Here is a 13,514-nt window from a genome sequence, read left to right on the forward strand (position 1 = left end):
CTGACGAACAAGCAGATACGGCGAGGCGTCCACAAGTCCGTCCACGCGCTCGAAGCCGACATCCGTGACTGGATCGCCACCTGGAACACCGACCCGAAGCCCTACGTCTGGACCAAGACCGCCGACGAGATCCTCGAACGCCTCGCCGGATATCTGAAGCGAATTCCAGACTCAGGACACTAGGCTGCCGGTGCCGGGAAGGCCGCGTGCCTTCCCGGCACCGGTTAACGCCGGGAAGGGCGACAGTCCGACCAGTCCGGACGCAGTTGGGGCCTTTCCGTCGCCGGTCCGAGTTCAACCTGGTCGATGACGGCTCCGCCGTCCGGGCTCGACGGTATCCCCAGGGTGACAATCCGGTCGGTCTGCCGACTGCCTGTCTGGCGTACCGTCATGACGGACCTGCCCTGCACGAGGCGCCAGCTTTCCGGGCCGAGGCGCTCGGCCGCGGCCGGCGGTTCGGGCGGGCCGACGATGCTGTCCAGCGCGGCCTGGACGGTTGCGGGGACCTCTTCCGGCGGTTCACCGACGTCTACGGCGCACCGCCCCCAGTCACGGCGGTGCTGGCTGCCGCTGCTGCGCCGTTCCCACAGGGACTCCGCGACGGGTGCTCCCGTCGCGGTCTCGGTCAGGGAGTACAGGCGCTCGACACGGCCGTCCTCGCCCTCGCCGAATGTGACGGTGACACGTAGCTCGGTACGGTCGGTTCCCGGGGTCAGCTGCCGGAACGACAACCGCTGGGACTGCCCGGGTCGCTCGTGACCGGCCGAGGAGTGACATGAGAGCGCTGCGGCCAGGACGCTGAGAAGAACTGCGGCGCCGCTCATCGAGCGGCGCCGCAGCACCGGAGAGGTCATCAGCAGGAGTACCGCGACTCGTCGTAGGCGGAGGTGTTCCACGTGCTGCTGCCGTTGATGATCTTTCCGGTGCTGCGGCGCGGTAGGTGTAGGTCCCCTTGCCCCCGCAGTACCAGGTCACGTAGGTGGTGTGGCTGGAGGTGTTGTTGGTGCCGGTCGTGTTGGTGGTGAGGCCCTCCCAGCCGTACCAGCGACTGCGCATGAGCCGGACCTCGTGCTCCATATGGTTCACGTTCCACGGGCACGACGAGAGGGCGCTGCCGTCCGCGTCCAGACCGGACTGGTAGGAGTAGACGGACAGCCCACACCCCGTCGGGTACGGTGCGAACGACGGCGACTCGGCAACACCAGCAGCCTCCGAGGTGTACGGGGCCTCCCGGTGCGGAAGGCCGGCCGTCGCCGCATCCGCCGGCGCGGGCGCCGGACTGGCGGCAACCGCGACGGGGGCCGCCATGATGAGCGCCGCACCGGCGGCGATTACGGAGAACGCTGCACGAACCTTGTACATGTCTTCCCCCCATGGAGAACATGTCAATTCCCGCCGCACGGCCGTGAGGCGGTCCGAGCGAAAACCTAGCATTCACAGAACACCCCAAAACCGGCAATTGACCGTGGTCAATCAATCAGGTCGAACATACGGCCGGTTTCATAGAGTCGCTTGCGAACTTCCATGCACCTGTGCACTCCCGGCGACTTGCAGTTCAAGACTCAACCGGAATCCTCTTCCTCACCTTTCCATGATCGCTTCGGATACGCCCCGCCACTCCGGACCGAGGAACTCACAGCCGCAGGCCAGAGGGCTCGCCAGACCCCCACTGAAGGCCGGTGGATTGCGCGTGAGAGTTGCAGCGAAGGGGCGACACTCCGAGGAGTCGGCATGCACAGGATCGACACCCTGAAATTCGGCCATTCCCCCTCTCGGACGGACCACCCGACAGAAGATCGAAATCCTTGCCGGTGGAACTCCGGACTCCTGATCAACCAACTCCCACGAACTCTGCAGAAGAGTATCCAATTCCTCCAAAACTTTGCATCCGGAATCGCAGGCTCACCGTGGACCGGCCCGACCTACCTGATCGGACAGCGCAACGCACTCGGCCCCAGCCGACATGGCCACCCTGCAGCCCTCCCCCGGACGGAGCGGACCAGAAGGTCCGCGATGAGGACTTGACCCTGGCCACCTGGCCTTCGACCTGACCGGAGCTCCAGGGGCCCGACAGGCCGGCGACGGCCGCCGGCAGGGGCGTTGATCGCGTCCCGGGTCACGTTCAGGAGGACCTCACCGCGATGCGGAGGTGTCCCCCAACACGTCCGGTCCTTCCGGCGCCGCGATGATGCGCCGGATGACCGTAGGGGTGCGGACGTCGGAGCGGGCGGCCCGCTCGCGGCACCAGGACCGGCCGGCCTGCGAGGTGGAACTCCAGGAGGACTCGAGGTCGCGTCGCACCAACCAGGGCCGCAGGAGGACGGGGACACTCTGCGGGTAGGGAATGCGGTGGCAGGTGTCGGCGACGGCCTCGACGGCCACCCAGTTCGGGCCGTCGGCTGTCCGGCCGGCTCCGCCGGGCGCGACGATGGCCAGGACGTCCTCGAACCCGGCCGTCAGCATGACATCGCACCAACCCGATATCCCCGCCCGGTGCCGCGCGGGGGTATCGGGGCGCGGTGCCAGGGCGGGCGTGGCCGGGCCGCCTGCGGCGATGGCGGCGTCCAGTTCGGCGGCCGCCGTGGCCCCGGCGAACTCCCGTACCGTCGCCGCCAGCCAGGTCCGCCCGATCGGGTCGGCCGCCCACCAGCCGGCGGCCAGCGCTGTCCGTCCGCCCGCTCCACCCGCACGTGCCGTTCTGACGGCCAGGCAGACACCTGCGACCCCGGCGACGAAGCGGTCCGCCTCGGCGAATCCGGGCACCGGCCCGAACCGCGCCGCCTCCGCATCCAGGACGCCGTACCGCGCTGTCGCGCGGATGGCGAGGTGCCCTCTGACGGTGCACTGCCACAGGGCTCGCCGAACGTCGGCACCGGCCATCGCAGTCCCCTCCGCTTCCTCGTCGTCATCGGTTCGGCCGGTCCCGGGGCGGACCGCCGTGAACAGGTCCCACTCAGCGCAGCCTGTACAGATAGATCGGGGTGTCCCAAGGTATCTCTCCCCACTATGACCACCTACCCGGGCGCCGACCGCGTCGACGTCACCCCGCCCGCCTGGGCCCACCCGACCTCGACCGTCACCGACGCACGAGGCCGCACCGTCGCGCTGTGGCAGTACCGCACCCCCACCGCGACCGGCAACACCGCGGACGCCGACGTCACCACCTACGCCTACACCCCGGGCGGCCAGACCTCCCGGCGCACCAACTCCAGCGGGAACGCATGGAGCTACGGCTACGACCTGCGCGGCCGACAGGTGTCCGCGGCCGACGGCCTCTCGCGCTGCGGGCGGGCTGCGGCGGGCTTCGTCCTGGCCGGACTCCAGGAACTGACGCTTCCAGTTCCCGACCGACTGCTCGGACACCTTCGCCTGCCGCGCAGCCTCGGCGACGGGAGGGACGGCGGGCAGGATCGACAGCACGATCCGGACCTTCTCCTCCGATGGCAACGCCGACGGCCTCACCATGATCGATCAGACTCCTTCACGCTGCAGGGCCACAAGAAACGAGCCCTGCCACAAAATCTGACGCGCGACAGGGGAGGCAACGCCGAAAACTCAAGGAATCCATGACTCCTTGGACGCCGAGGATGCAAACAGAACGGAATCAGGGTTCAGGATCTCCGCCACCAGGAATTCTGCCACCCCTACGCCCGCTTCATGCCAGCCTCCTTCGAGAATTTCGGAGCGGACCAAGAAGACGACCGGCCACTCATCCGGATCGCTGGCACCAGTCAACCAGAAGCAGCGGTCACCGTTGCTGTTTTTACCCCACTCCAGGAGCCCGCCAGGATCCGGAAACATTCGATACGGAAAGATTCCCGGATCGCGCCTTCTCATATCGCTCAGCATCGGCCCGATTTCTCGCGTCGTCTGGGATATAACCCTCGCAAAACCACCAGGGGACCAGCTTGAACGCCTTCCACCCAGTGGCGAGTGAATGTACAGCTCGCCTCCGATGGATCCACTGCCGAATACGTCGATGAACTCACGATAGTCTGCGGGAAACTCGACCCCATCGCTCGACATGGACTGCCCCCACGGAATTTCATAGCCCGCATCGATGCATTGGACACCCAAGAGGTCGGCAATTCTTCGAACTGAACTTCCGACTCGACCCACTACCCCTCCTCGAAAATCCGACCTGATCATTAAAAACTCTACAGTTGACACCACGACCTGGCCGGCCGCCTGGCCACCGTCACCGACGCCATGGGCACCACCACCTCCTACACCTACGCGGGCAGTTGCTGCGGGACGCGGGGGCAGGATCAGCTCGGTGCGGTCCTCGCCGCCCATCGTGTGCAGCAGTTCCCGCAGTTCCTCGGGCAGGACCGGGTAGCCGCCCGCCCCCTTGCCCGTGGTGGGGATCGTGCGCGTCCACAGGTCCCGGCCCGTCTGCGACGGCGAGCCCATCAGCACCGCGCGTCCCCGTGCCGGCGCAGCGCCGGCCACAGCAGCGTGAACGCCTGGCGGCAGGTGACGGCGTCGGCGCCGTCCGGGTCGAACCACTCCCTCATCGAGCGGATCTCGGTGGTGCCGCTGTCGGGGGCGGCGGGGGGTGTAGCGGCCGACCGGCTGGCGCTGGTGCACGAAGTGCCCGGCCAGCCTGTCCCGGCCCGAGCCGACCGCGGTCGTTCCACCGCTCGGACGGCGTGTTCAGCCACGCGGCCACCGCGTCCTTCAGCGTGGAGTATCGCTCGGCACTGTCGTGCCACGGCACACCGACGGTGATGTAGACCCGCTCCGTGCCGGGCGCGGCCGTAAGGACGGCGTCCAGGATCTCCCCCCGGGGTCCGGTCACCGAGGTCGAGCCGCACCACGCGATCACGCACCACCAGGTCGCCGGTCGAGCGGGCCTGCTGCGTGAAGTTCGCAGGCTTGGAGACCAGGCCCGTCGTCACGGCCTCGAACCGGGCCGCGGCCGGTCTCTCGGGAAGGGTCGGCAGCTCACGCGGACCGGCCTCGGCCACCGGACGCACCGGGGCAGCGACCGAAGCGACTGAAGCGACCGAGAGAGCCGCCTCGACCGTCGCAGCAACGGCGGGCTCGGCCGGAGCGGGCTGCTCGAGTACGGGGCCGGGCAGCCGGGCTTTGTGCGAGGCCCGGCCGCCCGAGGGCTTCACCGTGCGGCGCCCGGGCCGTGGGGGTGTACGTGCCGGGCAATGTGGAGCAGGCACAGCCGCACGCCCTTGTCAGGACGCTCGGTCGGTCCAACGAGCGGTGGCCGCTTGGGCAACGGGAAGTCGGCCAACTATGCGGGGCCGGCACGCAGGTCGGCGTGGGCAATCTTGTCATAGGGCTCGGGGTGGCGCACCAGTGGCCGCAGGTGAGGTGGTGGACCAGGACAGGCCGCGGCCGGACCCTGTGGCGAGGCCAACGTCGATCAGGCAGGGCAGGGTGCGCGAGCCGTCGCAGACGCTGATCCGCACGCACCCGGTCGGTGACGCGCACACGGTGGATCAAGCGTCTCCTGATGCGTATCGGGAAGTGGCAAGTCAGTCGATGTAGGTCGGACTTCCGGTCAACCAGCCGAGCGCTGCCAGGTCGTTGGCCAGCCAGCTATAGGCCCAGTTGGTCGCCTGCCGGGCGAGGTGTGTCGAGAGGACCTGTGGGCCACTGCGGAACGGGCGGTGATCCGGTTCACTATCGTCCTCAGCCGGCCACGGGAGGTGGAAGTGGTGCGGCTCCTCGACTACGCCGATCTGCACATCAAGATCTCCGGGAACACCCGATGAGGAAGGGTGCAGACAGTACTCGACGGTCGCGCACCACGCCTCGGCATCCTCAGGATGAGGCATGAGGACGCTTCCCGCTACGCGGACCGGCATCGCCCTGTAGAGCTCGAAGGAATCCACGTAGCCGGGGAAGTTGACCTCGACGAGTTCGCGGTATCCGATCAACGCGTCGTGGAGAGCAGCAGCGGTGATGCTGCGGGTCAGCTCCGGCGAGTAGGCCCGCCAGACAAAGCCGCGGGTGTCGGTCTGGTCCGGCAGCGGGCGCGGGTTTGGCATCGTGTCCGCCTGCACGTGCTCAAGGTGGTCGTGGAGCCAGTAGACATCTCCCGACTCGAACCCCCACCTCCCCCCGGGGCCGTCCCAGCGGGAGTGAACTGCGCGCGCCGCGTGCTGCGCCAGACCGTCGACCACCGGGCGCAGCGTGTCGAGCGGGATCTTGGCAGGGGAGCTCCGGTGTCCGGCCATCGCCATGACCATTCGGCCGAGGTGCCACGCGCGTTCGGCGGCGAGCGGTGAACTGTGAGGCACCGGGAGGATCCGCTTCTCGATCAACTCGGTCAGCGGCTTACGCAGCCGTTCCCGTGCCCAGTACCAGCGGGCAAGCCGGCCCCGCGGGAGGGGAAAGCCACTGCGCACACGGAACCTGGGGCGCTCGTGGGACCACAGATTCGGATCATCCAGGACCACGATCTCTTCCTGGAAGACGCCCTCGTACGGCTGACCGAGGCTCACGCGGTCACCCGCGACGCCAATGGCCCACGGCGCCACCCGCCCGCCGTAGTGCAGTTCGAGGTGCGGACCGAGATCACCCAGACCTGCGAGCCAGCCTTCTACCGCTCCACGCAGTTGGCCGGCCACACTTCTGGATCGCTCCGGCCCGTCTGCCACCGGCCCGGTGCGCCACGGGGATCCCTCGATCTCCTCCTCGGCGAGCTGTTCGAGTACCCACGATGCTGCCGCGGGATTGGCCCGGGCAAGTGTGACCATGTGCGCGTCCGCCTCCTGTGCGGTGGAGGTCTCCACCGCGAAGGCGATGGCGTACCGCCAGCGGGGGAAGCGCCCCGGCCCTGCCACAGCGTCGAACCCCACGTCTCCGCTCTTCAGCGCCTGGGCGGCGAAGTGCTGTTCGAACAGGGCGAGCGCGAAGCGCAGCAGACCGTTCTCACGGACCACCAGGCCCGTCTTCTCCATGTCCCACAGCAGGTGCCGCTGCCTAAAGGAGACCGCCCGTACCGGGCCTCGGGAGTCGAGGAGTTGCACCGCGAGATCGACCATGCTGGCCCACACTTCGGCGGACGCGTCCGGATGTTCGCGTTCGATAATGCTGTCGGCAAGGCCCGCGAGCAGTTCGCTGGTCGAGACCTTCGCGTCGCCACCGGCCCGGAGGCGACCCCCGAGGGCGTGGACCTGGAGGGGGCTGGTGAGCAACTGGCGCATCTCACCTTCGCCCGCCCCGATGAACTGGCTGTCGACGACAACTCGGAGCAGGTCCAGGCCCTGTTGAACAGACCACGGCTCGATGCCGAGACGTTCCGAATCCTGCACCGTCCCCGCCCCGGGGCGCGTGGTCGCCAGCACACTGAGCCGGGGCCAGGTCAGCACCAGCCTCCGTGCATCGTCCAGGAAATGGTCAGCCTGCTGCGGGGTCAGGGCGTCGAGCTCGTCCAGCACGATCCGACAGGCTCCGTCAGGATCGCCGCCCAGCCCCTCCCGCACTTTCGTAAACAGCGACGGCCCGATCTCCCGAGCCTGCAACCACAGCGGGATCGCCGCCTCGTCGTTCGTCCAGGCCCTGGTCAGACCCTGGCTCCACCAGCGTTCCGCTTCCTCGCTCTTGCCAGCGCCCATCGGCGCCAAAAGCACTCGCAGCGAACCTTCAGGGACGTCCACCACGGGATCGGTCCGGCCTGCCATCCACGCCAGGACCGCGCCCTTGCGCTCGGCAGGGGTGCTCCGCAACCGCATGGTGCTGCGTGACAACGACTCCCGGCCCGCGACCTCCAATGCCTCGGTGCGAGAACGCGATCGCAGGGAAGGCGGCACATCGCCCACCCGGACCGGGGCGGGCACCGCCTGGTGATGGTGATGAACGTTGATGTCGCGGCCGGCCTGGTGGATCTGGGCGTGGCCGGAGGCAGTGGCGTGCTGCTCGACCCGGCCGCATCCGCAAGCGGCGGAGCGGGAGTCGTCGTGCCCCGTGCCGAAGGCCCCCTGGCCTGGCACCCCTACCCGGACAGAGGACGACGTCGCCGCACCGGTCGGTCCGTCCGCGGGCACCAGCGCGTCGCCGTGGCCGGCTGGCGAAGTGGCCACCGGGCCGCTGCCCACCCCCAGGGCCGGCGGGCCGTCCCCTTCGGCCGGGCGGGCACCGTCACCCTCCGCCGGTTCGCCGGTCCCGGAGGCATCGACACGTTCGTGCCGCTCTCCGGGCTTGCCGCGCCAGGGCCAGAGCGGTGGGGTCATGGCCAGTTCCCGTTCAGGCCGCTGCCGTCGATGCCGCCACCGACGCCGACGAACCCGGGGCCAATGACGTGGACACCGCGCGTGCCAACCCAAGGGACGCTGCCGCCCGCCGCTGAGGGAGGGACATCGGGCGCTGCCGCCAACACAATCAACCCAGCACCCACCACACCCCCAAGACAACACCCGGCGAACACCTGCCCGCCCACCTCTGACCGCAGCGTACTGCCGGCACACGCCCCACCACGGCCAAACCCCGCTAACCACCGGGGAACAGTCCGCGAGCAGCTGGGCACCGGGAACGATCACCGACAACGACCGACACCCAAACTGATCAGCCCAGCCCACACCACCCCACACTGATCAGAAAACACCCATGGACATCAGTGGACGTCCATGCTGCGGGGCAGGCCCCGCAGCAGCGGGTCGCGCGGCACCGACACCGTCCGGTCGTCCCGGTTCGTGGGCCGGCCCGCGGGCTTCTGCCCGGCGGGCCCCGGGGTGGGGGTGGTCTGCGGGGCCAAGCGCCAGCCGACCAGATCCCTCAGCCGCCCGCCCTCCGCAGCCGGGTCAGCCTGGTCACGTGGCCCGGCGCCACCGGCCGGTGCCGGGGTTTCTCCCCGGGGCGCGGCAGGCTCGAATTCGGGGATGCTGGTGGCGGGCGCCTTTTCTCCCCCGGGGGATTGGTTGGCGGGTCTGCCCTCCGGATCCGGGCGGCGCCGCGGGGCGGGGAACGGGCGCGGCGGCCGTCGCCGTCCCAGCCGCCCCCAGGGCGCCCCGAGGAACGGTCGAGTTTCGCCCCGGGGAGTTTCGGCGGGATCCGGGGCAGGTTGTCCTACCGCCGGGCCTGCGTCGGGTGCTCGGCGAGCAGCCGCTCGGCTGGCTGCCGGTGGCGCCGCATCACCGAGTAGGCGACGTGGAGAACGTCGCTGACCCGTCTCAGTCGATCCGGTCCCGGTCGCAAATGATCTGGTCCGATTCGCTCGGTGTCTCAGATGATCTGGTCCGTATGGAGTGTGCCGCCGGAAGTGACCCCCGCCCGGGCGGCCGGGCTGTCGTCAGCGAGCGAACCTCTCGATGGCCGCCGGCGTGACGGGGGTATAGGTTGCGTGTCCGGCTCGGGCCACATCCTCGCCGTCACCCGCGCCCAGGCCTCCTGGAAGTCCAGAAACCGGTCCTCGGCCGCCTTCGCGGTCGGGGCGGTGTAAACGGTGGTTCTTCCTTCCGAGGTCGACGACCTGGCCCGACTGTCGGATCCGTCGGTGGCCGAACGAATTCGCGCGTTGGACGGCGCCGACGAGCTCCTACGCGCCCTCCGCTCTCGGCTCGCGCGGCCGCCGCCACTTGAGCACGCCGGCCTGCGGACGACCACCGTGTTGCCCGGGCTGCCGATGGGACCCGGACCACATCCGGGTCACCGCGTGTCTCCAGGTCGACCGGGTCGGCACCGGTGACGAGGCCGAGTTCCTCCGGACGGCGTCGTATCGGCGACGGTGCCGGAGGCGGCGGCGAACTCACGGGCCCGTGCCGGGTCGTGCGCCGACAGCGCGGGCGAAGGACCCCGGGGAGGGACGCGTGGACGACGATGAGGAAGACGTCGCTGTGCCGGACCGCCTCGGGCCCTGGAATACGCGCGTGCCGGGCGACCTCGTCAGCCGCCTGGAAAGTACAGCTCCTCCATACGGCGGACCGAGCTCGCGGTGTGCCGGACCTTGAGCACGGAAGTCTCCAGGTGCGTCCACGGCCACGGGTCGGCTTCCCCGAGGGCCAGGCCGACCAGGGCCGACCACTTCACTTCCGCGGGCTCGGCGTCCGGGCCGACGCCGACGGCCTCCAGCCTGTCACGGGTGATGCCGAGGGCTGCGGCAACCGCGTGGGGGTCACCGGTCAACTCGCAGGGGCCGATCCCCGGCCACCCCGTGGCCTGGAACATGGTGCCGTCGGGAAGCCACACGACGTCCTCGGTGTGGGACTCGCCGAAGTCCACCTCCACCCGGCCGGCGATCAGCGCGTCGGGGTACTGCTCGCGCAGGCGGTACACCTCGTACAGCAGCGGGGCGTTGTTGCCGTTGTCAGCGAGCGCGGGATCGCCGATCCCCAGTACGGGGCCCCACGCGCCGACCTGCACCAGGTCGAGGTCGTCCCGGGTGGCGGGGCGCGGGGTCCGGTCCGCCGGGCGGGTCCCGACCTCTCCCAGCACCTCGTAGACGCTGCTCATTTCCTCGGCGAACTCGCGCGCCACGGCAGGGTCGTGGGCCGGAAGGGTGTGGGCGGCCACCGTGAACGGCGGTTGGACGATGGTGATGTCGCAGCGGCCCGTGCCGCCGTGGACCACACGATCCGCCGGCGAGGTCCAGAAGCTGGTGTCGGTCATGAACGACACCGTAATCGGATCACGGACGACGGCGTCCGCTTCCACGAAGGCTCGGCCGAGAGCACCACTCCGCGGACCGGTTCGAGCACCCACCCCGAGCGCTCCGGACGCCCCCCGGGTCCCTACCCGCGCACGTGGGGGTGAGAGGATCGGCCCGGCTCCCGGGCTTCCTCATTGCCTGCCCGGGAGCCACTGGTGGCGCTGGCCCGGCCGATCGAACGGCTCCCGGACAGCGCCGGAGTCGACCTGCTGCGGCGGCACAGCCCCCCAGGCTCCGAGATGCGCTACTGGTCCCGCCGCATCACGTGACGTCGTCGGGATCGCGGGCATGTGAGCAGGTACGAGACTCAGCCGGATGTCCGACGGGCCAGAGGTCGCATGGCTGACGGGCCATCTGGACGGCCTGGTAGCCACGTCGCTGAGACCGTTCGTCGGCGGAAATCCGAGGGCGTGCCGGCTCGGGCTGTGGCCATAATGGCCCGCCCGACGCGGTCCCCGTCACGAGGGATGGCGTGCGTGAACAGGAGATCAGGAGACACCCCCGTTGGCACTTCCCACCGCACGCATCACACCAGTGATGCTGGCACTGCTCGCCTTCACCGTCAGCTGCTCCGCCGCAGCCTCACCGCCCCCGCCGGCAGGTGAGGACCGGAGCGCTCCCGCGCCCGTGGCCCAGACCCCCTCGACGGCCCCAGCGGGAACCGCACCGTGGCACGCTCTCGCGCCCTTGTCCCGGGAACAACTGACCGCCGCTCTGATACCCGTCGCCGACCTACCGCCAGGTACCACCACCGAGCCCGAGAACGACCCCTCCACCACAATGACGAACGCGATGACCACCGCGGCACAGCACTACCCGGCCTGCGCACCAATCCTCACCGCCATGTCCGAGCGACCCGAGAACTCCGTTCGCCGCTGGTACATCACAGGCAACAACGTCCTCGGCAACCGGACCCTGGTCGACCTCGCGAGCTTCTCCGACGGCCGCTCCCGGGAGCGGTTCGACGCGCTGCAAAAGGCCGTGCACGGAGGCGGCTGCACCGGCTTCCGGCTGAGCGACACAGGGCCGCACCTACGGATCGAGCCGATACCCGCCCCGGCACCCGAGGCCCCGACAGTCGGCTTCCGCATCGTCTCGCCCACCGGCGCGATCACCTCCCAGGGAGGATCCACCTGGGTCTACCTCTACACCGCGATCGGCGACAACCGCATCCTGTTCACCACCCACGACGACACCGCCCACGCGCCAACCCTGCGCACCGACCTGGTGAACGCCCAGACCCGCCGACTCACCACCACACCGGCCGGCTGACCCCAAGACCGGCGCTCACCCCCGACAGGACAGACCGCGCAGGTCCCGGGGCGGTGCCTGCTGGACGTTGACCCGCGTATGCGAGCCGCACTCCCCCGCCTCGACGGTGCCACCCATCCCACCCCCTCCAGCGCGCCGCCGCCACCCTCGCCGCCGTTCTGACCCTGACCGCCCTCGTCACGGGGCCGGGCGGCCGGGCCGTGTACGGGCCCGGCCGCCCGAGGGCTTCACCGTGCTGCGCCCGATCCGGTGGGGGTGTCCGGGCCGGGCGGTTGTGGAGCAGGCGCAACCGCGCGCCCTGGTCGGGGCGCTCGGCGGGTCCAACGAGCAGCCGGCCGGTGGGCAACGGGGTCCGGGCCGGGTGGTACCGGTGCGGCGGTCAGGGCCGGCGGTGGCGGCCGGAGCCGGTCGCCACCGCGGTCGTCGGTGGTTCGTCGGTGAGGGCGATCGCCACCCAGGTGTGCCCGTCCCACTCCTGGAGCAGCTGCGGGGCGGTGGGGTCGATGTGCGCGGCGGCCGTGGTGACGACCCGGCGGGTTCCGACCGGGGGCAGGCGCTGGTTGCGGCGCTGGGCCCATGCGCTCAGCGGTTCGTCGTCCACGGCCCGGTCCCCTCTGGCTTGGTGGTCGGTGGGGTCAGCGTGGCAGGGGCCGGGTGGGGTCGTCCAGCCACAGGTGCTGTCCGTCCGGGGTGACGGTGAGGCCGAAGCGGGCAAGGCCGGGCCGGTCCGCCGCGGTCCACCAGGAGTAGGCGGTCTCGAGCTCCTCCCATAGCCGCCGGGCTCCGTACTGGCGCACCTGGTGCTCGCGCTCGCCGTCGCGGAACGTCGTCGCCGACCAGGCCGGTTCGGTCAGCGAGTACAGCCACAGGGTGCGGGCGCCGTCGTCGTGCGGCTGGACCGCGTGCGTGACGCCGTTCAGGAGCACAGCCCCATCAGGAAGGTGAAGGCAGCGTGCCGGCCGTGCTCGGGTGGCGTGGTCGTCGTGCTGCTCTCGGCGAGAGTGCCGCCGCCTCCGGGCGGCGCGGGCCAGGTGAGGCGCTGGGAGCGCAGCTTCATGAACTCCACCGGCGCCAGAAAGCGGCCCGACGCGGTGCCGTCGTTGTGGACGGTCAGGCGCAGCAGGGCGTCGAGGTTGCTGTAGTGGGTGCCCCAGGGGGTGAGGATGAGGGCGCCGGGGCGGGCCTGGCGGATCCATGCGTGGGGGATCTCGCGCAGTGCGCAGGTGGCCACGATCCGGTCGTAGGGGGCGTCGGGCGGCCAGCCGTCGGCGCCGTCGCCGCAGACCACGGTGGGCCGGTAGCCGGCGGCGTTGAGGGCGGTGCGGGCGCGGGCGGTGACGTCGGGGTCGATCTCGACGGTGACCACGTTGGCGTCGCCGAGCCGGTGGGACAGCAGGGCGCTGTTCCAGCCGGTGCCGGTGCCGACCTCGAGGACGCGCTGCCCGGATTGGGCGTCCAGGTGCTCCAGCATCGCGGCGACCACCGAGGGTTGGGAGGCCGAGCTGGTCGGCACGCTGCCGGGCTGCTCGCCGTGGTGTCGGCCGTCGTCCCACTGCGTGACGATCGGGATGTCGGCCTCGGCGGCCGCCGCCCAGCCATCCGGGTCCGCGGCCCGGCTGACGGGTCGGCTGGT

At 70.3% G+C, this 13,514-nt stretch carries 11 protein-coding genes and 1 pseudogene; 3 read left to right on the top strand and 9 right to left on the bottom strand.

Annotation, left to right across the window (positions count from 1 at the left end; genetic code table 11):
- A pseudogene (locus tag ACWEQL_RS35455) lies at window positions 1-183 on the top strand (IS630 family transposase); the annotation flags it as partial.
- A gap of 41 nt (window positions 184-224) precedes the next feature.
- On the opposite strand, the gene ACWEQL_RS35460 reads toward ACWEQL_RS35455, so the two are convergent.
- Together ACWEQL_RS35460 and ACWEQL_RS35465 are read right to left on the bottom strand one after the other, a co-directional pair.
- Window positions 225-854 carry a hypothetical protein gene (locus ACWEQL_RS35460; RefSeq protein WP_452154506.1) on the bottom strand — a complete coding sequence of 210 codons (630 nt, stop codon included), beginning with the start codon at window positions 852-854 and terminating at the stop codon, window positions 225-227.
- 1,279 nt (window positions 855-2,133) lie between these two features.
- The gene (locus tag ACWEQL_RS35465) at window positions 2,134-2,880 is read right to left on the bottom strand and encodes a hypothetical protein (RefSeq protein ID WP_452154507.1); all 747 of its coding nucleotides are present in this window, start codon (window positions 2,878-2,880) and stop codon (window positions 2,134-2,136) included.
- A gap of 126 nt (window positions 2,881-3,006) precedes the next feature.
- Between ACWEQL_RS35465 and ACWEQL_RS35470 the strand changes: the two genes are divergently transcribed.
- Entirely contained in the window at window positions 3,007-3,570 is a 564-nt protein-coding gene (locus ACWEQL_RS35470; protein ID WP_452154508.1) for a hypothetical protein, read from the top strand.
- Here the strand turns inward: ACWEQL_RS35470 and ACWEQL_RS35475 are convergent.
- The 4 genes from ACWEQL_RS35475 to ACWEQL_RS35490 all read right to left on the bottom strand — a co-directional run bounded on the left by ACWEQL_RS35475 (window position 3,556) and on the right by ACWEQL_RS35490 (window position 10,569).
- Complete coding sequence (locus ACWEQL_RS35475; RefSeq protein ID WP_452154509.1) at window positions 3,556-4,419, bottom strand: hypothetical protein; 864 nt, start codon at window positions 4,417-4,419, stop codon at window positions 3,556-3,558. The two genes, ACWEQL_RS35470 and ACWEQL_RS35475, sit on opposite strands and share 15 nt — an antisense overlap.
- A gap of 1,076 nt (window positions 4,420-5,495) precedes the next feature.
- Window positions 5,496-8,198 (bottom strand): hypothetical protein, encoded by a 2,703-nt coding sequence (locus tag ACWEQL_RS35480; protein WP_452154510.1) that lies wholly within the window; start codon window positions 8,196-8,198, stop codon window positions 5,496-5,498.
- Window positions 8,199-8,578: 380 nt separating this feature from the next.
- Window positions 8,579-8,719 (bottom strand): hypothetical protein, encoded by a 141-nt coding sequence (locus ACWEQL_RS35485; protein WP_452154511.1) that lies wholly within the window; start codon window positions 8,717-8,719, stop codon window positions 8,579-8,581.
- 1,127 nt (window positions 8,720-9,846) lie between these two features.
- Entirely contained in the window at window positions 9,847-10,569 is a 723-nt protein-coding gene (locus ACWEQL_RS35490; protein ID WP_452154512.1) for a DUF6333 family protein, read from the bottom strand.
- 883 nt (window positions 10,570-11,452) lie between these two features.
- On the opposite strand from ACWEQL_RS35490, the gene ACWEQL_RS35495 reads away from it, so the two are divergent.
- Window positions 11,453-11,881, top strand: coding sequence for a hypothetical protein (locus ACWEQL_RS35495; RefSeq protein ID WP_452154513.1), 429 nt, complete (start codon window positions 11,453-11,455; stop codon window positions 11,879-11,881).
- Window positions 11,882-12,260: 379 nt separating this feature from the next.
- On the opposite strand, the gene ACWEQL_RS35500 is transcribed toward ACWEQL_RS35495, so the two are convergent.
- The 3 genes from ACWEQL_RS35500 to ACWEQL_RS35510 all read right to left on the bottom strand — a co-directional run.
- A complete protein-coding gene (locus tag ACWEQL_RS35500; protein ID WP_452154514.1) occupies window positions 12,261-12,482 on the bottom strand; it encodes a DUF6087 family protein in 222 nt (73 codons plus the stop codon).
- A 34-nt stretch (window positions 12,483-12,516) separates the two neighbouring features.
- Window positions 12,517-12,807 carry a hypothetical protein gene (locus ACWEQL_RS35505; protein WP_452154515.1) on the bottom strand — a complete coding sequence of 97 codons (291 nt, stop codon included), beginning with the start codon at window positions 12,805-12,807 and terminating at the stop codon, window positions 12,517-12,519.
- A partial coding sequence (locus tag ACWEQL_RS35510; protein ID WP_452154516.1) for a methyltransferase domain-containing protein occupies window positions 12,798-13,514 on the bottom strand: 717 nt, incomplete at its 5' end. The genes ACWEQL_RS35510 and ACWEQL_RS35505, both read right to left, overlap by 10 nt.

The sequence above is a fragment of the Kitasatospora sp. NPDC004240 genome, from assembly GCF_053603215.1.